This window comes from Desulfovulcanus ferrireducens, from assembly GCF_018704065.1.
In the GTDB taxonomy this organism is placed as follows: domain Bacteria; phylum Desulfobacterota; class Desulfovibrionia; order Desulfovibrionales; family Desulfonatronovibrionaceae; genus Desulfovulcanus; species Desulfovulcanus ferrireducens.
This window is the reverse complement of record NZ_JAGUQP010000011.1, coordinates 49,149-70,351: the sequence shown is the minus strand read 5'-3', so window position 1 is coordinate 70,351 and position 21,203 is coordinate 49,149. Positions and strand designations below refer to the sequence as shown.

Annotated in this window: 19 protein-coding genes and 1 pseudogene; 4 read left to right on the top strand and 16 right to left on the bottom strand. The window is 41.7% G+C overall.

The features are described 5' to 3' along the window. Positions 1-470: 470 nt before the first annotated feature. Positions 471-713 (top strand): FeoA family protein, encoded by a 243-nt coding sequence (locus KFV02_RS05495; protein ID WP_252380535.1) that lies wholly within the window; start codon positions 471-473, stop codon positions 711-713. Beyond that, complete coding sequence (feoB, locus tag KFV02_RS05490) at positions 706-2,904, top strand: ferrous iron transport protein B (protein WP_252380534.1); 2,199 nt, start codon at positions 706-708, stop codon at positions 2,902-2,904. The genes KFV02_RS05495 and feoB overlap by 8 nt, the downstream gene beginning before the upstream one ends. Before the next feature lie 102 nt (positions 2,905-3,006). On the opposite strand, the gene KFV02_RS05485 is transcribed toward feoB, so the two are convergent. The 10 genes and pseudogenes from KFV02_RS05485 to KFV02_RS05445 form a co-directional block, all read right to left on the bottom strand. Next, a complete protein-coding gene (locus KFV02_RS05485; protein ID WP_252380533.1) occupies positions 3,007-4,689 on the bottom strand; it encodes a glycosyltransferase family 4 protein in 1,683 nt (560 codons plus the stop codon). Further along, positions 4,686-5,840: a GDP-L-fucose synthase family protein gene (locus tag KFV02_RS05480; RefSeq protein WP_252380532.1), complete on the bottom strand. Its 1,155-nt coding sequence runs from the start codon at positions 5,838-5,840 to the stop codon at positions 4,686-4,688. The genes KFV02_RS05485 and KFV02_RS05480 overlap by 4 nt, the downstream gene beginning before the upstream one ends. Positions 5,841-5,975: 135 nt before the next feature. Continuing rightward, on the bottom strand, positions 5,976-6,335 hold the full coding sequence (locus tag KFV02_RS05475) for a four helix bundle protein (protein ID WP_252380531.1): 360 nt from the start codon (positions 6,333-6,335) through the stop codon (positions 5,976-5,978). Positions 6,336-6,642: 307 nt separating this feature from the next. Then, positions 6,643-7,023: a GxxExxY protein gene (locus KFV02_RS05470; RefSeq protein ID WP_252380530.1), complete on the bottom strand. Its 381-nt coding sequence runs from the start codon at positions 7,021-7,023 to the stop codon at positions 6,643-6,645. Beyond that, positions 7,013-7,138, bottom strand: a complete 126-nt coding sequence (locus KFV02_RS11435) for a hypothetical protein (protein ID WP_289510088.1) — start codon at positions 7,136-7,138, stop codon at positions 7,013-7,015. The genes KFV02_RS05470 and KFV02_RS11435 overlap by 11 nt, the downstream gene beginning before the upstream one ends. 136 nt (positions 7,139-7,274) lie before the next feature. Continuing rightward, the gene (gene gmd / locus KFV02_RS05465) at positions 7,275-8,528 is read right to left on the bottom strand and encodes a GDP-mannose 4,6-dehydratase (protein ID WP_252380529.1); all 1,254 of its coding nucleotides are present in this window, start codon (positions 8,526-8,528) and stop codon (positions 7,275-7,277) included. 361 nt (positions 8,529-8,889) lie between these two features. Next, positions 8,890-9,639 (bottom strand): glycosyltransferase family 2 protein, encoded by a 750-nt coding sequence (locus KFV02_RS05460; protein WP_252380528.1) that lies wholly within the window; start codon positions 9,637-9,639, stop codon positions 8,890-8,892. 72 nt (positions 9,640-9,711) lie between these two features. Next, positions 9,712-10,086: pseudogene (locus tag KFV02_RS05455) on the bottom strand (four helix bundle protein). Positions 10,087-10,187: 101 nt separating this feature from the next. After that, on the bottom strand, positions 10,188-11,963 hold the full coding sequence (locus tag KFV02_RS05450) for a carbamoyltransferase family protein (RefSeq protein ID WP_252380527.1): 1,776 nt from the start codon (positions 11,961-11,963) through the stop codon (positions 10,188-10,190). Then, positions 11,960-12,883 carry a glycosyltransferase family 2 protein gene (locus tag KFV02_RS05445; protein ID WP_252380526.1) on the bottom strand — a complete coding sequence of 308 codons (924 nt, stop codon included), beginning with the start codon at positions 12,881-12,883 and terminating at the stop codon, positions 11,960-11,962. Before KFV02_RS05445 ends, KFV02_RS05450 begins: the two co-directional genes overlap by 4 nt. Positions 12,884-13,054: 171 nt before the next feature. Here KFV02_RS05445 and KFV02_RS05440 point away from each other — a divergent pair, with 171 nt between their 5' ends. Both KFV02_RS05440 and KFV02_RS05435 read left to right on the top strand, forming a co-directional pair. Next, a complete protein-coding gene (locus KFV02_RS05440) occupies positions 13,055-13,204 on the top strand; it encodes a hypothetical protein (protein ID WP_252380525.1) in 150 nt (49 codons plus the stop codon). Between the two features lie 319 nt (positions 13,205-13,523). After that, entirely contained in the window at positions 13,524-13,739 is a 216-nt protein-coding gene (locus tag KFV02_RS05435) for a hypothetical protein (RefSeq protein WP_252380524.1), read from the top strand. A gap of 400 nt (positions 13,740-14,139) precedes the next feature. Here the strand turns inward: KFV02_RS05435 and KFV02_RS05430 are convergent, their stop codons facing one another. From KFV02_RS05430 to KFV02_RS05405, 6 genes are all read right to left on the bottom strand, one after another. Then, entirely contained in the window at positions 14,140-15,321 is a 1,182-nt protein-coding gene (locus KFV02_RS05430; RefSeq protein WP_252380523.1) for a glycosyltransferase, read from the bottom strand. A gap of 121 nt (positions 15,322-15,442) precedes the next feature. Next, positions 15,443-16,213: a class I SAM-dependent methyltransferase gene (locus tag KFV02_RS05425; RefSeq protein ID WP_252380522.1), complete on the bottom strand. Its 771-nt coding sequence runs from the start codon at positions 16,211-16,213 to the stop codon at positions 15,443-15,445. Positions 16,214-16,285: 72 nt separating this feature from the next. Beyond that, a complete protein-coding gene (locus tag KFV02_RS05420) occupies positions 16,286-17,044 on the bottom strand; it encodes a class I SAM-dependent methyltransferase (RefSeq protein WP_252380521.1) in 759 nt (252 codons plus the stop codon). A 21-nt stretch (positions 17,045-17,065) separates the two neighbouring features. Then, positions 17,066-18,262 carry a glycosyltransferase family 4 protein gene (locus KFV02_RS05415; protein WP_252380520.1) on the bottom strand — a complete coding sequence of 399 codons (1,197 nt, stop codon included), beginning with the start codon at positions 18,260-18,262 and terminating at the stop codon, positions 17,066-17,068. 22 nt (positions 18,263-18,284) lie between these two features. Beyond that, a complete protein-coding gene (locus tag KFV02_RS05410) occupies positions 18,285-19,376 on the bottom strand; it encodes a CgeB family protein (RefSeq protein WP_252380519.1) in 1,092 nt (363 codons plus the stop codon). Positions 19,377-19,443: 67 nt separating this feature from the next. After that, the gene (locus tag KFV02_RS05405; RefSeq protein ID WP_252380518.1) at positions 19,444-20,931 is read right to left on the bottom strand and encodes a DUF8712 domain-containing protein; all 1,488 of its coding nucleotides are present in this window, start codon (positions 20,929-20,931) and stop codon (positions 19,444-19,446) included. Positions 20,932-21,203: the final 272 nt, after the last annotated feature.

Sequence of the window (21,203 nt, the reverse complement as noted above, 5' to 3'; positions counted from 1 at the left end):
CACTTCCAGGCAAGACAGAAAAAGTTAGGCTTGCCAAATTTTGCTTGACAAAATCGGATTATCAACTAAATTTTGGAATCCATCGACACACCTACCCTTGGACAATGATAATCAGGGAATAACTTCAGGATAAAGTTTGCTCCCTTGATTTCAATAGTAATGTTCATCAACAAAAAAATATTGTAACAAAAAAAACGTCATCCTGAGTCCCGCTCACGGCGGGGCAAATGAGCTCATCGCCAGTGGGTGAGTTGTCTCGCTTACGAGATAGATACTTCACCACGCTTCACTCCGTTCAGAATGACGAGAATTGAAGACGGTCCGTCTAAATAACAACTAGAGAGGATTATCTGTTCCATATTTTGATAACCGGTCCTGACTTTGAATACCCCATTAACAAGCTATTGGTCATGAGCCATTAGTTATAAGCCTTAACCCCAGAACCTTATACTACAATAAAGGAAGAAGATATGCCTGAAACACTGTGTTTACGCCAGTTAAAGATAAACCAGAAGGCCCGAATCAAGAGCATTACTGCTCGAGGCGAAGTGGGCCGGCGCATCCGGGATATGGGTCTCGTTCCAGGTTCTGAAGTGCAGGTCATTGGCCGCGCTCCTCTGAAAGATCCGGTGGCACTGCGCGTCAAAGACTTTACTTTGACCCTGCGCAATAATGAGGCCGACCATATTATGGTGGAGGTCTTGGATGAGTAAGAAAAAAATAATCATCGCTCTTGCTGGCAACCCAAATTCAGGCAAAACCACCCTATTTAACAGCCTGACCGGCTCCAGGCAACATGTTGGCAATTATCCGGGAATTACAGTTGAAAAAAAAGAGGGCTTTATAGAAGTCCAGGACCGCCTACTCCACTTTGTTGACTTGCCAGGTACTTATTCCCTGACAGCTTACTCTCAAGAGGAGTTAGTGGCCAGAAACTTTTTGGCCAAAGAAAAGCCAGACCTGGTTGTGGATGTGCTCAACGCTGGTGCGTTGGAACGCAACCTCTACCTGGCCGTCCAGATCATGGAGTTGGGTATACCCGTCATCTTGGCCCTGAATATGATGGATGAGGTGCGCCAGAAAGGACTCACCATTAATACAGAGCTTTTGTCCAAACGCTTAAAGGTTCCTGTTGTGGAAACAGTCGCTAGGCAAGGCTTGGGCAAAGACCTCCTTATCCAGAACATAATTGAACTGGCCGACTCTTCCGCGGGGTCGTGGACACCCTTGAACATTTCCTATGGCCCTGACCTGGACCCTGTACTCCAGCAAATGACGGAGAAGATTGAGCAAAACCATTTTCTCACCAACCTCTATCCCCCCCGCTGGACAGCCCTCAAATACCTGGAAGGCGATGATGAAATCCGGGCTTTGGGCCTAAAAACCAATAAAACATTGGCCAGGGAACTGGAGCAAGCCGCAACCAGGATAGCAGAACATTGCCAAAAAACTTTGAATACCTATCCTGAGGCCATTGTTGCTGATTACCGTTACGGATTTATCTCCTCCCTGCTCAAGGATGTAATAAAACGTGACACCCATAAAGAGCGTATAGCCATATCAGACCGAATAGACAGGGTCTTGACGCACAAATTTTTTGGGCCTTTGATCATGGCCCTGATTCTCTACGCCATTTATAAATTTACTTTCTGGCTCGGTGAAATCCCAATGAACTGGGTGGAAAACCTTTTTGCCTGGATGGCTGATACGGCTACCAGCCTCATCCCGCCTGGTCTTTTGCAGTCAATGGTGGTTTCGGGAATAATAGGTGGCGTTGGCGGTGTCCTTAGCTTTGTGCCCCTGATCGCCTTAATGTTCATGTGTATAGCCTTCCTGGAGGACTCGGGGTACATGGCACGTGTAGCATACATGCTTGATCGCGTGTTCCGCATTTTTGGCCTGCATGGCTGTTCTGTCATGCCCTTTATTATCTCCGGCGGCATTGCCGGAGGTTGTGCCGTGCCAGGAGTTATGGCTACCAGGACCTTGCGCAGTCCCAAAGAAAAACTGGCCACCTTGCTCACTGTCCCTTTTATGCCTTGCGGTGCAAAGCTGCCTGTCTTCATCCTGCTGGTAGGAGTTTTTTTCCCAAAGAACAAACCAACGGTCCTTTTTCTCATCTCCATGACAGCCTGGGCAGCAGCCCTGATTGTATCCCGAATATTACGCTCGACCATTATTAGAGGCGCCCCCACTCCTTTTGTAATGGAACTCCCGCCTTACCGCTACCCCACTTTAAGGGGCCTGCTTATACATACCTGGGAAAGGACCTGGCAATATATCAAAAAAGCAGGCACCGTGATCCTGGCCATCTCAATCCTGCTATGGGCAGCCATGACATTTCCCAGTTTGCCTGATGATCAAGTACATAAATTTACCCAGCACAAAACGGAGATAGAACGGCAAATTCAGGAAGTTAAGGCCCAAAACGGGGACCAGGCAATAATATTGAAACTTAACCAACTCCTTACTCAGCTTGATGCAAACCTGGCTCAAGAAAGGCTTAGATATTCACTGGCAGGAAGACTGGGAACCTTACTTGAACCTGTGACCAGGTGGGCCGGATTTGACTGGAAGATAAATATATCTCTCATAGGCGGCTTTGCAGCCAAGGAGGTTATCGTTTCTACCCTGGGAACCGCCTATTCCCTGGGCCAGGTCGAGGTTGAGGAGCCAATATCTCTGGCTGACAAAATTGCCCGGGATCCCGGCTGGGATGTCAAAAGGGCCGTCAGCCTGATCTTGTTTATTCTTTTATATGCCCCTTGCCTGGTAACCATAGTGGCCATTGCCAAAGAAACCGGTTCCTGGCACTGGGCCTTGTTTAGCATGGTCTTCAACACTCTTTTTGCCTTTGTCCTGGCCACTGCAGTGTATCAAGGAATGAGTTTGTTAGGAAATTGAGGAGATGAGAGGTTTGGAAGTTAGGAAAAAATTTGTGCTTCAGGGGCAACAATCTTTGTGCCAGTGCAAACATTTAGATGCACTCTTGCCTTCTTATTTTAACTACAAAAAACTCCTTCCCCCAACCACCAAAAAACTAATAAAAAAAATAAAAGCCAGAGAACGATTTCTCCACACATGGTGGCGTAGCATGACTTTAAGCGCTGCGAGCAACGGGAGGCACTGAAGACAAACTAAAATCAGCCTGTATTTCGTCTCTAAATTGAAATTAAAGGCAGAACAGAAAACAAAGGGAATAAACCAAGAAAATATAATAAACAAAATTTCAAAGCTTGAAAGCAGGAGAGCACGAGCACTACGCCTAAACAAAACTCGCAACATTACCCATAAGAGAGCAATCAAGCTTATGCTCTGAAGATACCATGGCAGCCACAAATATTTTTCAAACGCAAAATTGTAAATAAACAAACAGGAAAAACACGCTAAGTACAAAAAGCCATGAGCAATACTTACCTGTCTTTTCCCTCCATGCCACGGAAAAAACAATGCCAAAAGCAGAATCATCACTAAAGCCAAGAGACCATAGTGTTGATTAGTTGCTGGCAAAAAAAAGAAAGGGCTCAGAAAAGCAAAAATAAAAACAGGCATAACAATACGTACACTGTGTTTTATCCAGGAACTGTTCAAAAATTCGTTAATAAAACTTAACTTAAAATCAAATTTTATTTTGGCTGGCATTCTAATTTTATGCTTTTCTAGAAACGCAACCAGGCAGTAAATCGAAACTACAATCCCTAGTGTTGAGTAAAACTGAATCCACTCCGGCCATTTTCGAATGCTCCAAGCCCAAAACCCAAAAAAACTCATCAGACAGTATAAAATGGCAACCACACTTGAATGGCTAAGTCCTAGCTCTAAAAGACGATGGTGCAAATGAGTCTTGTCCGGATTAAATGTTTTTTCTCCCTTGATTAAACGTCTTAGCATCACCCAGACCGTATCCACAATTGGTAAGGCCAGCACTATGGCTACTGAAATTGGAGCTGCATTCGGGCTACCATGGGACGACCTAACAATAGCAACAGCAGTTGCAGACAGTGAATACCCCAAAAGTAAACTGCCCGTATCTCCCATAAATAATTTGGCTGGATGGCTATTGTAACGTAAAAACCCTGCGATAACTCCCAAAAGAATTATGATTATAGAAGCAAATGACCAGTTATTATGTACATAAGCAAAAATAAATAAAAAAAAGCAGGCAATAGCACTTATGCCGCCGGCCAGTCCATCCAGCCCGTCTGATAAGTTCAAGGCATTCATCACTCCGACCATACAAAAAACTGTCACCCAGGGCCCCAAAAAAAACAGCCTTATTTCTCCCATACCCAAAATATCGCCAAGAGAGTACAAACTGATCTTACCAACAAACATAAAAACCACGGCAGCCAGGATTTCTCCTAAAAATTTTAGTTTTGGCGAAAGTGAAAATCTATCATCCAGTGCGCCAAAAAAAACTACAATCGCTCCCCCGGATAAAAACCCTTTTACCTCCGGGGTTAATCTCAGACATATAAATATGGAAAGAAAAAGGCTTGCCGCCATGGCAAGACCACCTGTACAGGGTATGGGAGCGGAATGTATTTTGCGGACATCAGGCTGGTCAACAATTCCTAAAAAAAGGGCAACGCGTGAGGATAAAGAGGTAAGAACAATGGATAACAACAGGGAAATAAAAAAAATCAGGCCTAAATAGATGATTTCCAGAAAATACTTATCGGAAATCATTTTTTGCCCATTCTAACATACCGATCATACGTCATTTTAACACCCTCTTTCAGTGGGACTTTTGCTCTCCATCCCAAATCACTTAATTTAGAGACATCCAAAAGCTTTCTTGGAGTACCGTCAGGTTTAGAGCTATCAAATTTAAGTTTTCCTTTGAACCCAACGACACTCATCACAAGTTCTGCAAGCTCACTAATGGTTATATCTTTTCCTGTACCAACATTAACAAACTCACCTATCTCCTTGTAATCATAATTTTTCATCAAAAAAATACAGGCATCGGCCAGGTCATCTACATAAAGAAATTCACGATAAACTTCGCCTGTGCCCCAGAGGGTTATTGATGTTGGATGTTGAATGTTGGATGTTGAATGTTGAATGGAAGAAGATGAGGATGACGGGGTAGAGGAGATTGCATTTTGGGTAATGCCGTAAAATTTCAAGACTTCTAGTACATCTTCTGTGGGTGAAGTTAAAGAAAGTGAAATACTCTTTGAACCAGTTCGAATATTGCCATCTCTATGTTTTAAAAAATCTCTTTTAATAGCCTCAAAATCACCCTGTTGTAGGAGCTTGGCCAGGTGAAATTTTCTTATAAGAGCAGGCAAAACATGGGAATTCAAGAGATGAAAATTATCATTGGGACCATAAAGATTTGTAGGCATTACAGATATAAAATTTGTCCCATATTGCTCATTATAATACCTACAAAGTTTAATTGCTGCTATTTTGGCAATAGCATATGGTTCATTTGTAGGTTCCAAACTACCAGTTAGTAAATACTCTTCCTTCATGGGTTGAGGCGCAAACTTGGGATATATACAGGAAGAGCCAAGATTAAGGAGTTTTTTTACACCAAATTTATAAGCAGCATTAATTACATTGGCCGCAATGATAAGGTTGTCATAGATAAACTCTGCTTTATAAGTATTGTTTGCAACAATACCTCCAACCTTTGCAGCAGCTAAAAAAACATATTCAGGTCTGTTTTCCTCAAAAAATCTTTCCACATCATCCTGCCTGGTGAGATCAAGTTCAGCATGAGTTCTGGTAATAATATTGCTATAGCCTTTTTCTTCCAGTTTCCTGATGATTGCAGAGCCAACCAGCCCTCTATGCCCTGCGACGTAAATTTTTGAATTTTTGTGCATAGTATATAATCCTATTTTTAGGGGTAAGGATTAAGGAAGCTTACTTGAATCCCTCTTTTATTTTTAACCGCAGACGCACGCAGACGTTTTAAGGATTACGGGGTAAGGATTAAGGGGTACGTGGCAGGGGGAAAGTCATTTGATTTTCCCTTTTAGAGTTGTCAACATTCCATTTAACATCTTGCTTACCTGTTTATATCCATCCTCCAAGACTTGATACTTACCTTCAGACAAGTACTCTAAATCTTTTGCTAAATGCAAAAAGTACCTTACCTCTTCAAGGGACCCACGTGCATTGAACAAGAATTTAATATATTCCTTTGTTGAATTTCGTGAGTATCCCTCCACAACATTCGCTGGCACCGAAGCTGATGCCCGCCTAATCTGATTTGTTAATCCGTATATTTCTTCTTTTGGAAATCTGGATGTTACCTTATAAATCTGTAAAACTAGCTCGTGCGCTTTCTGCCATACCCTCAAATCTTTCCAATACATCCCACTTACCCCGTAATCCTTACCCCGTAATCCATAATCAGTAATCCTCCTTATATTTTCAACCGCAGACGCACGCAGACTAACGCAGACATTCTTGTTCGGCAGACCTTGCCGAACAAAAACCTGACGGCCCAAAAGGGCCGAGAGGACTCTTTACTTACACGCATCACTTCCAACCTGAGCTAATACCATATCTGATACGATAAAAATCGAACTTCAAATATCTCATCCGGCCTGAAAGGCTGGAAGTTTAGCCCTGCTGGCAGGGCTTGTCTGCGTCTGTCTGCGTAAGTCTGCGGTAAAATAATCACTGGTTTTCGGTCAGATCTAAAACAAAACGCTTTATCTCAACCTTGGGAGACTTAAAATTTACCAATAACCCGACTTTCAGACCTGTTGCCTTCAAATAATTCAAAAGTTGAGCTTCGTGAATCTTTTCCAATCTCTCAACAGTCTTAAGTTCTATAATCACGCAATCTTCAACCAACAAATCCGCTATATACTCGCCAACGCATTGGCTCTTGTAATTTATACCAATCGGCGCTTGTGCTATTACGTAAAAACCACGCTCCTTCAACTCTATAAACAGCGCCTTCTCATAAACCTTCTCCAAAAATCCAGGCCCAAGCACTCTATTTACTTCAAAAATGGCCCCGTTGATTGCGTAAGTCAATTGATTAATATCCATTTTTATTTACCCACAGACACACGTGACTTACACAGACATTTTCTTCGGCAAGGCCTGCCAAACAAAAACTGTTGGCTTCGGCCAAGGATATTATACTTATATTTGCATCAAACATTTTGCACTCAGGAAAAATTTCATTCATGGCCCGAAGGGCCAGTACGCCAGCCTTGCCAGCAAGTCGCTGGCAAGGCTCGTCTGCGTCCGTCTGCGTGAGTCTGCGGTTAACAATTATATTCTTTCTATCTCAAGCATCACTCCTCACAGTTATTACGACACTTATAACCACCATTTTTAAGATACAACTCTCTTTTAGCCAGCTCAAGATCAGCACTAACCATGTCCCTAACAAGTTCCTCAAAAGTATGTTTTGGTTTCCAGCCAAGCTTTTCTCTTGCCTTTGTTGCATCACCAAGAAGAAAATCTACTTCTGTCGGCCTAAAATACCTCGGATCAATCTCTATCACTACATCCCCTTCTTTTATCCCTTTCCAATCTCCCGTCTTCCTAACTTCGCATCTTCGTAGCTTCTCCTCTTCCCCCCTTGGCGTCTTGGCGTCTTGGCGCGAGAATTTATCTTCTTCTTTTCCAGCCCTCTCATCTTCCCATCTTCCTAACTTCTCATCTTCCAATCTTCTTATCCCCCGAACAACCCCCTTTTCCTGGACTCCTTTACCTATCCACTCAATCTCTATCCCAACTTCCCTGAAAGCCAATTCTACAAACTCTCTTACAGAGTGGGCCTCCCCGGTTGCCAAAACAAAATCATCAGGCTCATCCTGCTGCACGATAAGCCACATCCCCTCAACATAATCTTTCGCATGTCCCCAGTCTCTCTTTGCATCCAAGTTTCCAAGATATAGCTTTTTCTGCAGCCCAAACCTGATCCTTGCAGTAGCCCGCGTAATCTTCCTTGTTACAAAAGTCTCTCCTCTAATAGGAGATTCGTGGTTAAAAAGAATCCCGTTGCTGGCAAACATATTATATGCTTCCCTATAATTTACCGTTATCCAATAAGCATAAAGTTTAGCCGCGGCATAAGGGCTCCTTGGGTAAAACATCGTCTTTTCATTTTGCGGTATCTCCTGAACTTTTCCATAAAGTTCGGAGGTAGAAGCCTGATAAAACTTCGTCTTATCTTCCATTTTTAATATTCTAATTGCCTCTAATATCCTCAAGGTTCCAAGAGCATCCGCATTTGCTGTATATTCTGGAGTTTCAAATGAAACTTTTACATGAGATTGAGCCGCCAGATTGTAAATCTCGTCAGGCTGCACTTCCTGAATTATTCTTATTAAATTTGTAGAATCAGTCATGTCCCCATAGTGTAAGAAAAAATTTACATCCTCCTCATGCGGATCTTTATAAAGAGCATCAACTCTGTCAGTATTAAAAAGTGACGCCCTTCTCTTTATTCCATGCACTATATAACCTTTTTTAAGCAAAAACTCCGCAAGATATGCACCATCTTGTCCTGTAATTCCTGTTATCAAAGCAACTTTATTCACTTTCTCCCCCAATGAAGTATAGTTAATTACAAAAACAATCTATAATGCCTATGAGAATCGAGTACACCCTCTTTTTTGCCCTTAATTAAGCACAGGAAGGGCTCAGGTATGCTGATAGCCCTGTCCAATACGAAAATAAACTCAAAATATTTTCCCGCTACTAGCGGATGCACCCCGCGAGACCGGAAAATCGCCGGACGGCGCTTGTCTGCGTCTGTGGTGAAAACAAAGTAGCTTTCCCTACCCCGTAACACTTAATTCCTACCCCTTATCCTTAATCCTTAACCCTCAAAAATCTGCGTGCGTCTGTGGTTAAAATATAAGCTTCATAAATGGCAAGGCTGCTATCGCATGCACCGCCTCAAACTCTCCTAAAAAACTGCGGTATCTTAATTATATTTTTTAACAATAAGGTATGTAAGCCACCAACGCCATTCTCTTTAAGAGCCAGATAATCTTCCTTTGATTTTAGCAAAATGTTTCTTAAACTTCTATTACTCTTCCCTCCTACCCTCATTTTTACTAAAACTTCAGGTAAATAGTAAGTAGAAATCCTATGTTTATATAAAAACCTAAGCACCAGGTCGTAATCAGCGGCTATTTTTAAGTCAGTATTAAAATATCCGTATTTATCATAACTAATCTTCTTTACAAAAAAAGTAGGATGCGGGGGCATCCATCCTTTTTGTAATAAATCCTCTTGGTAAGGACATGATTTCCAATATCTTATTATCTTTCCTTGATTTTTATTATCAATATAAACTAGGTCGCCATAACAACTATCCACCTGCTCAACCTCTATACATTGCGTGACATTTTCTATAACATTTTTGTTCGCATAAATATCATCAGCATGAAGAAAACCAATTACATCACCAGATGCAAGCTTACCGCCTTTATTCAATGCTTCATAAATACCGCTATCTGTCTCAGAAATTATTTTTGAAATCTGATTTTTATACTGTTTTACAATGCCTATTGTTCCATCTGTAGAAGCACCATCAACTACAATATATTCTATATCATCATATCCCTGCGAAAGAACAGACTCTATTGTGTGCCTTATTGTTTTCTCCGCATTAAAGCAGGCTGTAATAATTGATATCTTCATATGAACTCTATAAGTCTCAAACTTAACCGAAGATAGGCGGCTGAGAAGTTGTGAAGATAGGAAGCCACGAAGTTAAAAGCAAAACTTTTCTGCATTTCTTTCCATAGAGTTCAACATCAGAATTATTGATTCATATTCAGAATCTAATTCATCAAACAATAGTTTATCAATATAATCACAGGCAAGACAAAATTCCACCCAACATTGCGTCTCTGATGCCTCTTACATAGCATCTGTAAGTTTATTTTGAAATACTGCAATATATTTCCTTTTTCTCCATGCTTCAGCAATATTAGAACATACTGATCTTGTAGCTCTTCTAATTTGGTCAACAAGAGAATACTTCTCTTCCTGTGGAAAAGACTTTGTTATTTCAAAAATCCTCATCGCTGCACAAAATGCTTTCTTATAAACCTCCAGCTCTCTAAAATGTCCTATCTTCCCCATTCTCCATATCCTCTTGTTTTCTTAATTGCTCATCTTCTTATCTTCTCAACATCCTCTTCACAAAACTTCCCAGCTTCCCAACTTCTCATCTTCCTGCCTTCCTAGCCTCCCCTCTTCACCACATAACTCCCCATCACCAACACATCCATCTTTGTTCTCAAAAAACAACTTAAAGCTTCTTCAGGGTTACATACAATTGGTTCGTTTTCGTTGAATGAGGTATTTAAAACTACTGGAACACCGGTAATTTTTCTAAATTCTTCTATAAGCTGCCAATAGAGAGGGTTATCCGCCTGCCTGACTGTCTGAAGCCTTCCTGTCCCATCAAGATGTGTTACAGCCGGAATAGCTTTTCTTTTTTCCGGTTTAATTTTGTAAACCTTGAGCATGAAAGGATCGGGATAATCTATTTCAAAATATTCGTTGGTAGCCTCAAGGTGTATGGAAGGCGCAAAAGGTCGAAAAGACTCTCGCCTCTTAATCTTCAAATTTAAGATGTCTTTCATATCAGTCCTGCGTGGGTCACATACTATACTTCTATTGCCCAAGGCCCTTGGTCCCCACTCCATACCTCCCTGGAACCAACCAACCACCTTGCCTTCAGCAATAAATCCAGCTGTTATCCGGCACAATTTCTCCTTATCCCCTATCTTTTCCAAACTGCATCCTTCACTTTTAAATTCTGTCCTATGCTTATCCAGAACTTGCTTAATCTCATGGTCCTGAAACTCTGGTCCCAAATATGGCTTTTCTAAAACAAATTGACGCGGTTTACCCAAAACCTCATGCCAGACATAATATGCTGCCCCAATGGCGCCGCCTGCATCTCCAGCCGCTGGCTGGATATAAACATCCCTGAAAGGACTATTGTGGAAAATTTTGCCGTTGGCCAAACTATTCATGGCACAGCCTCCGGCCAAAGCCAGGTTGGGACACTTAGTTTCTTCATATACAAAATTTAAAATGTGGAAAAAAACCTCTTCATATCTTTTCTGAAGCGAAGCCGCTATGTTTTTATCCCTCTGCCCTATCTCATCCCCATGTCTTCTGGCTGGACCCAGAAGATCTTCCATTTTTTTTGAAAAAACAGTCCCCATTTCAGGCTCTCCATCATCCCAGGTCATGGCGACACCTTCTGAATGGTGGATAAAAAAATCCAGATCAAGCTCAAATAGAGAACCATTTAGCAAATTAAGGGAACCATCAGCAGCCCTTAATACTTTTCCCATTTCTTCCATAAACTCCGGCTCACCATAGGCTGCTAATCCCATGACTTTATATTCATCGCCGTATTTGGGGAACCCTAAGTATTGAGTAATGGCTAAATAAAATAGCCCTAAAGAGTGAGGGAAAAAAGTACGATGTTTAACTTCAATTTTATTATCCTTGCCCATCCCCCACATGGCTCCTACAAAATCGCCAAAACCATCTACTGAAACCACAGCAGCATCCTTAAAAGGGGAGACAAAAAAAGAACTGCCCAGATGGGCGACATGATGTTCAACATTATGCACCTGAGCCTTTATCTTTTGACTGTCTATGTCGAATTCTTGGCTAAAAACCTCTTTGATATCTTTAATTCTGGAAGCGTTTTTTAGACGGTCAGCGACCAATTTTAGTGAAGGGCGTTTGGAGAAGGCAAAAAGAGCCTTTTTTAAAAAATTGGCCTTGGGATTACGGTTGATGGCGATATGGTCTATGTCCTTTATATTGAGGTTTGCCTCCTTCAGGCAATTCTTAATTGCCAAAATAGGAAAACCTGCCCAATGTTTTTGTCTTGTAAAACGTTCTTCTTCAACCGCAGCTATCAGCTTGCCATCAACTATGATGCAAGCTGATGAATCGCCATGGTAGGCGTTAATACCCAGGATGTTCATTTTTGGCTCCTGTTTGTAATAGTTTTATCAAGAGTTATTTGATATTCACTTTTTAGATAATCTTTTATCATTTCCCGGTCTTTCCCCGCTTTTGTATAAATTTCATAAACCTTAGCATCTACTAAAAATCTAAACCAAAAACCTTGTAAAATATGAAATATTAAACCCTCTTTCCCATCTAAAAAGCCTAACTTAAAGAAATACCTATAAATAAAATAAATAAAACTTCTTAAAAAAAGCGGAGCATTTTGAAATAAATTATTTTTTAACCATCTTCTTTTTTCAATAGGATTACCTAAAATATTCTCAGTTATATCTCCTTTTTGTTCTTGCAGAACTAATTCTATTGCTTCATTTGTTGCCCATTTATTATGTGCGTTAATAAATGAGGATATATCGGTTGTAACAGTATCTATTATATCTATACCATTAATATTTTTTACTTTACCATTAACCACAAAATGCTGATCATATGCTTTATCCTCGCATACTCCCAATAAAGAACGATATAATCTCAAATGATAACATGGGTAGTGCCCCCCAAAGCGTATCCATTTTCCTAAAAAAACTGTTCTTCTACTAAACATGAAGCCATCAAGCTTTTGTTTATCTCTATTAAATTTTTTTTCTAGCCAGCATTTCAATTCAACAGTAAATCTCTCGTCCGCATCTAAATGAAAAACCCATTCAGTATTAAAAGGATTATTTTTTTGCGCCCAATTTCTTTGTTGAGAATAACTTATAAACTCATGTTGTACATATTTTATGTCGTAATTATGCAAAATCTCCAGAGTCTTATCTGTGGAAAATGAATCAACAACAAAAATATTAGAGGTAACACCTTTTATACTATCTAAACATGCCTGGGCATTTTTCTCCTCATTAAAAGTTAAAACAATAATTGTAATATCTTCAAGCATATAGCACCTAACAACTGAAAGCTTTCTTTAAGTTAATCGACATTTAAAGAGTATTTAACTGTCTGATAATTATTGGGAAAATGTTAAATTTAATATAACATACTCGACCGGGAAATAGTTAATTGATGTAAAAAACTGATCGGAAATTTTAATTATCAGGCAGGTGATTTTATGCAAACTACTATGCCTAAAATTAAACAACGTGTTTTTTTATATCCAGATTTAATGGATCAGCTTAATCCCAAACATCCTTTGATTATTTTGTCTAAAAAAATCCCCTGGGAACGGATTAAGACCATAACCGGAATTCTAGTTCGATAAATCAAACATAAGCTGCCTTAAGAAGTTTACCCAAAATACAAGGAACAAATTGAGCTTTTTGAAAAGGTTTATCATCAAAAAAGAAAAAACAAGAATAAAATCTATATCCTCCATGAGCCCGAAGTTTATTGTATAAGCAAAGGCAAAGAGCATAAGAAATATAAATTTGGCTCCAAAACATGTCTGGCTATGACCAAGACTACAGGAATCATATTTGGTGCTATAAGTTTTAAAGAAAATACCTATGGTGGTCACACCTTACCCAACTTATTGTCCCAATTAAAGAATCTTGTGGGCAGAGCCCCTAAAGTGGCTATTTGTGACCGTAGCTAAAGGTAAAACAATAGTAGAAGGAACCAGAATCCTTACTCCCAAGCTACCCAAAGAAACTGATACAGCCTACCAGAAGCAGAAAGCCCGAAAGAGATTTAGAAGAAGGGCAGGAATTGAGTCTGTAATAGGGCATCTAAAGTCTGATTTTCGTTTAGCCAGAAACTTTCTCAAAGGCAGTCTGGGGGATACTATAACCCGTTAATGCCATCAGCCGCTTATAATTTCAAAAAAAACAAGGCTCAAATTTCTGAGTTTTTTAGGCTGGTTCACCAAAAATTTAATGAAAAATTACTCAAAGAAAGACTTTTTAGTCGACTAAGTTAATCATATCCTGAGGAGACACGTAGGATAATAGACGCGATAATCTCTTATCATAGGAATCATGATGGAAAAAGCGAACATTATATTTTTCTTAGCCAAGTTTATGCCGCTCTCAGTTAATAGCCATCCTTATAAAATTCTACTATCAACAAATTTTGACTTTTAATCAAGGATGCAAGCTTCTTTATTAACATTAAACTCCGCATAGCCAGCATCAAATAATCATGTACTTCTAGTCTCATTTCGATCCACCCAAATCCTTTAACCACATTACTTACTCATCACATAGATTCATAAACTCCAATCATCTTTTCTGCCACCTTATCAATATCATATTGACTTTTCACTAAATCATACCCATTAGCACTTATTCGCTCTTTCAGGCCTTTATTATCAAGTAAAAGCTCAACTGCCTTAACAATCTCAGACACTTCAGGTTCAATCACCATGCCCGCCTCTCTCTGCTGTACTTCCCTGTATATCCCCACCCTGTTGCTTATTATTACAGGACATCCGCAGGCCATCGCCTCAACAACGACCATGCCAAAATTTTCAGAATAGGAGGGAAGAATAAAAATTTCAACCGCCCTATATGCGGCCAGCTTCTTACTCCCGGAGAGAATGCCTGTAAAAGTTACATACTTTTCAATTCCATACTTTTTTACCAGCCTTTCTATTTTCTCTTTATATCCGTCGCCGTCGTCCCCTCCTACCAAAACAAGGTGAGCATCTTTACGATTTTTTACTAAATAAGAGAAAGCCTCTATCAATATATCAAGTCCCTTTTTCCAATTAATCCTGCCAAGATAAAGCAAAAGCCTTTTGTCGGAAAGATGAGGATATGTATTAAAAAATTCATCCCCTGGAGGGAGAGCTTCAAATTTCAGCAGTTCCAGTCCATTAGGCACAACAACGGCTTGATTATTAAGCCCTAAAAACCTGTGACACAGCTCTTTTTCATCCTCTGTGGTGTAGTGAATGGCAGAGGCACACCTAAGGGTCTTTTTTATCATAAGATGATAATATGGCCATTTTTTCCAAGATTTTTTGCCAGTAGTGTAAGGATATAGAAGACCTCTTGGAGAAATGAGGTAAGGTTTTTTATATCTCTTGCAATAATGAGCTGCAGCCGTTATAGGATAATTCCACACAGCTACAATATGAACTAAATCGAACTTATTCAGATTATTTCTCAAAGCCCTCGTCATCTGCCAAGTAAACTGCCATCCTGTTGCACCCATAAACTCAAAAGACTTTGTAAATGCAAAGTAAGTGATCTTTACCTCATCAACATCAACTTCCTGATTAACCGGAACCTTTCCATTTAAACCAACATTCGTCGTATAGACGGTTACATCAACCCCCTTTTTAACTAAAGCTTTATTCAAGCCATGCACAGAGTATATTGGACCACCAAACTGAAAAGCTGGCCAGTAACTTGGAACTATACAGAGAAGTTTCATTTACTTTGTATCATTATTAGACAAGTCGAGAGTAAAAAAGGCATTAGCTTGATTTTTTTTCTAACGCCCTTTGCTCCATACTTGTCAATGATTTTTAAGTGATTTTGAGACACGATAGTTGCTAACTTAGTGTAGTGCATTTGCCTACCGCATAGTCTTCGGCTACATGCAAACGCACAAGCATATCCATTGTATAAATGCCTCCTTTGGAATCTCCCGTTTCAATCAGCAAATAGGATCGGATCAGACCCCTTATACATTGCCAACCCATCCATCTAATAAGGCTTTTTAACCCATGGGGCTTTGGGCTGCATTCTCTAAACTCTATGCACGGAGAGAGGCCGGATAGATGCGCCAACTGACGAAAATTATTAGGAGTAAATGACAATTCATGGGTAATGTCCCAAAACCGCGTTACGGCTGCAAACGGGGATATCGCATTCGGGACCATGGCGACAATCACGCCTCCAGGCCGTAATCGGGCGGCCGAGGCCTGTAGAACGTTTAGCAGGGTGTCTCTATCCAGGTGCTCTAAGATGTTTAGGACTCCAATCCAATCAAATGTCAGTTTCGTCTCGTGTAAAAAGGTCAATATGTCTTGGCAATAGTACGCCGCTTTCGTATATCTTCGGGTTTGCTCAAGTTCCTTTTTGCTGAGATTTACACCGGTCAGATTATTAAAACCGCGTTTTTCCAACAAGTATAGCAATTCTCCACGGCCACATCCGAGGTCCAAGACCGTGCACTCCGGATCTTTCGGAAGCCACCTCTGCAAGCGGCGAGCCAGATGAGAGGCACAACGCTCATAATAGGCTGTGTTTCCACTTCCGGACCTCGCTGAGGTTGTTTCATAGTAATTCTCAATGATTTTTTGTTTGGCAGATTTGACCACGTTAGAGTTCCTTAGCTCAGGCGACTTAGATAGAGACTATAAAATTTCTGATTTAACAACACTACTTCAAACCTATAGTCCCTCTTCTTTTATCCCTGGTCGTACGAAAGTTCCTATGATATTCCCGCAAAATTGATTCAAACAAGAGATCTTATTTACACACCATTGATGCAAGATTCCAAGGGTGTAGAGTGGTAGAAAATTTTTAAGATAAAAAGGTCCTCCATCGGCAAATTGAATACCAACGACTCTAAAACCACTATCGTATGCCAACTTAACTAAACGATGGTGCGTATTAGCTCGAAAATAGGTCGGAAAAGAATCCTGCTCATCCCGACCGCTCAGGCGCAACAGTGCTCTGTAAATTCGTCCTTGCGCCATTTTCGCCACCAAGGGAACATAGTGTTTAAAATTAGGGGTGCGAAAGACAAAATGGCCACCTGGCTTAAGAACACGGTATACCTCCGAAAAAGCCTTATCCGGCCGCTCTACGTGTTCCATTACATAGTCAGCGTAAACCACATCAAACATTTTGTCTCTAAATGGGATATGACACACATCACCGCGACAAGCTAAATCAAGTCCTTTGTTCCTGTAGACCCCAGGCTCTATATCAATACCATAAAACGTGCTCACCAGATGGGCAAAGCGCCCACGCCTGTCATGTTGGTCGTGGCAGCCACACCCTAAATCAAGCACAACAGCGCCTTTAGGAAGAACTGCCTCAACAGCTTCCAAGAAGGCAAGAGTAGTGTTAACATAACTAAGGTCAAATGGACCGATCTGATGGCGTTCCATCCATCGGTCAAGAGCCTGGCGAGAAACCCTCATGGTTACCCCTTGAAGACAATCCTACAAGGATCTGACAGCGTTTAGGATGCCTTCGACTGTTTGGTCAATTCCCCACTGCTTAATTCTTTCCCTAGCCTCTATGCCCATATAGACCAACCGCCTTCGGTCCTCTAGGGCCTCGTCAAGACACCGTGTAAGTGCCTCTGAATCACCAGCCGGGAAAATCCATCCCGCCTTTCCCGGAGCTACCAGATCCGGAGCTGCTCCAACCCTTGTTGAAACGATGATGGGACGAGCAAGGTTCATGGCCTCGTTGACTGCCAGCCCCCAAGGTTCTATCATAGATGGCAGTACCATTATGTCTCCCAGCGCATAACAGGTGGGCATACGTGACTGGTTCTGAAAGCCCAACAAGTATACCCTGTCTGTCAGTCGCAAACGTTCCACCTCTTTTATCAGGTCATCTCTCAACTCACCATCGCCCACAAAAACAAGCACCGCATGTTTAACATGTCTGCAGCCGGCAAAAGCCCGTAACAGGTCAAGTGGCCTTTTCTTAGGAATGAGTTTGGCGGCAAATAGCACTACAGTGGTGTCCGGTGCTATCCCCAGATCAACTCGCCATCTCCTAGCCTCAATTTGAGCTGTTTCGGAACACCCGCTAAAAAAATCGTTGTCCACCGCGTAAGGGGCCAGGAATAAATGTTCTTCGCTTACTCCATAATGTAGGTAAAATTCCCGATTAAGGCTGCCAATGCATAAAAAGCGATCTACGTTGGCAAACCACCACCTTAAGTAGAACCATTTGATCATACGCTTCCACAAAGGAGGCGACACCAGAAAATTCGACTCCCCGCGAAAAAGTATCTGTACACCTCGCCGTTTAAGGTGCTTAAGGACTTGTCGTTCTGTCCAATGGCAGTAACCATTGATCCAACAAACATCGGGCATATATGCCAATATACGTTCAACAGCGTCGATATTCTTTAAGCCGTAGTACCAATGCGTGCCGGGATCTGAGGAGACATTTTTTAGAAATTCATAATCATACCCTTCCAGCAGTGGAATGTCCCACTTGAACGCGCGACCGAACTGGGGATCACGTCCTTCCCGTACCCCGAAGTCCCAGCAGAAAAAAACACGCAGTGCCAACCCCGGCACTTGGCTCAAGCGGCGAAATAAAGGAGCCTGATATTGAATGGGATGGCTGGTCAGAACAGCCATCCTAATTGATTTTCGGTTGGCATCGGCCATCATAAACAGACTTCTCCTTGAGTGATCAATTTAGATTTAAGGTTTTGACAGAAGACCCATTTTTTCGGTTAGCCTCGTCTTGGAGAATCTCTACCATGCCCTTCATAAGCTCCAGGTTGCTATATCCAGCATTGAGACAACGTTGCCGACCGGCCTTGGCGATTTCGTGACGTTTTTTGGGATGTTCCAAATAATATTTTACCTTTGCGTTCATCTCTTCAACAAAAACAAAGTAGGCTGCCTCACGGTCTTCAGCAAATAAGGCCAAGTGCTCATCGGTACGCTCGGCCAGCATAAAGCCTCCACAGGCAGGAATTTCTACAGAACGGGTCGTTACTTGATCACGGTTAGCTTTACGCAGGAAACAGAGATTAATGTTGCTGGCGCAAATAACCCGGGCATAGTCGTCTCCATAAACAGCTATCCCCTGGATGCATGACTTAAGCGCTCCCGGATTCTTCATCTTGTTCCAGTCATTTCCCCATACCTTAATTGTGCAAATCTTCATCTCGGCAATAATGCGTAAGTATTCCGCTCGTTCACGTTCAAAGGTTCCTACAAAGCTAACCTGAGCACCAAATCTCTCCCGCTCTTCTGAGGTTAGTGGTACGGGGCGATGGGTGTCCGGGTCAAAACCATTTTTGACAAATACTACACTTCGCGCTCCAATATCATATAAATCGGATACATTAAAAGTTTTATTGGTAAAGAGAACATCATAAAGTGGTATGCTTTTCAAATAAATACGGCTATGGTTGGCCGGATTCATTTGATCATCAGGGCTATAGCCGGCAATCACCAAATGAGGCCACCTCTGGGCTATTTTTTTGAGCGTGGCAGGCCGAACCATCAAAGCACGTTCAAGCCAAAGAGCCTGATAGTCTTGCTCTCTATCGAGCAATGTCAGCAGACGACTGTTGACACGCCATGGATCAATACGCCAATCGGTAAGATGATAATCTATGCGGTTGATCTGATGTTGCAAATATCGCGATATCCAATGCCCTGTATATTTAGTATCCAAAGGTATAACAGAATGCCCCAATCTCTGTAGAGCCTTCATCCGTTGCATGGAGGTACTGCCATGCGCTAAATTCGCCAAAAAAATTATTTTCATGCTAGACAGCCCTGCCATTGCTGGTTTTGGGATCGTTATTATAAATAATCCGAGCAAAGAAACGATCTTAAGTTATATTAGGAGTCGAAGGGTGACCAGATACCCCTCCAGCGTTGCTTCTGGACAAGAAGTAGCAGATGGGAATGGAAATCATCAGATATCGTATGAGACTGGGCACTTGTACGAATATTGCCGAAAAATCAGGCGAAGACCAGAAAAAATAGAGATAAATAACAACGCCGAATACCCAAAATGAACGCACCACCAGCCAATCATACAATACTCGAAACAGGTACCCTTGTAAGACGCAAAAGAGAAACAAACTTATAGGTCCGAACATGATGTAATACCCGGATATTGCGTCAAAAACCGCAGATGTAACATAGTCTCGTTCTCCAATTATGCCCACGCGACGGGAATATTCGTTAAGGAGTGCGCCAGGATTCCCTTTAGAAGGAAACAACAAGCGGGGAAGATTCATTTCTAAACTGATTCGCAAGGGTTTCCAGCCAGCATAGGGAATAACCTGAGGGTAAAAGTTGCTGAATCTTGAAATAAGGGAGGGTCCCGCCATAAATCGGCCTACAAATGTCCAAGAGGCCAATTCCAGCTTATCTCTGGTGCTCATTTGGCCTAATTCTTGGGTAGCATATTCAACTCTACTGACCGGATTTGGAGAAAAGCGTGCTTCTTTTACCAGGGTTAGCCACGGAAAGACAATAAACACTACCAGAGGAAGAAGCAGTAACAGAGCTTTCTTGGGCAGCCGACCACGCAAGGCTGTGTAAGCAATAAATAACAAGAAGAATGGCTTTAGCACATTTCCACGCATTCCTACCGGAACACCGATAAGTGCGCTCAAAAAAATGAAAGTCAAAGATAATAATAGCCACTTACGTTGCATAGAACTACCAGAATCAAGATACCTGATTATGCCGACACAGGCCACGATTCCGCCCACCTCCGCTATGAGGAGGACGATATAACGAACTGATAATGGAATCAAATGTGGCCTGAGGGAAACCATAAGCAGTAATACTATAGTGACAGGCAAAAAAATGAGCGAATGCTGCCAAAACCTCGGCCAGCTAATTTGCCAACGAATTGCGGGAAGGATAGAGCGCGTAGGCAAGGCAGGGATTAAAGTTCCAGCAAGCAATCCAAGCCCACCTACTACGGTGAGGAACGATCCATAAACTAGGTTATGCTTGCTGACCAGCATGGCCTTATCCAACCCGGGAGTATTAAAAGGAATCTGATCCCAATAGTTGATAGTTAGACATCCTATCCCGTAGCGAAAGAAATAAAAAAGCATGAACAGCGAAGATGGCTCCACCCAGATGTTTTCTCTTCGCCCACGTGCACGCCAAACAGCCCACAGAGTCATCGCCAATATAGCCAGAAAGCCGAACCAGGCGGCCAAATCGGTAGAGTTTAGATCCACCGTTGTACTGCTCATTAAAACCATGACCAAGACAAGTCCGAACGCCCCGACTGCGATATGTAAGTATTTAGTATCAGTCCGTCTTGACTGGCTGTTTTGGAGTACTGTCATGAAAATTCTCTCAGGTATTGTTTCAGGAGAAGACTTTTGCTTGCCCAACTATAACGGTCAAGTACCGTTTTACGCCCCTCTGCCCTAGACGATCTTTGAGCTCTCTATCTGTCAGCAGTTTAATCAGTTGTTCAGGCAAATCAGCCGGAGAGGCGGCAATCAGAATATTTTTACCTTGTTTAGATTTTTTAGATTTCTAGAGCTTCGGCACCAAAAGTTGTGGTTACTACCGCACAACTGGCAGTCCAAGCTTCTAATATCTTATTTTTAAT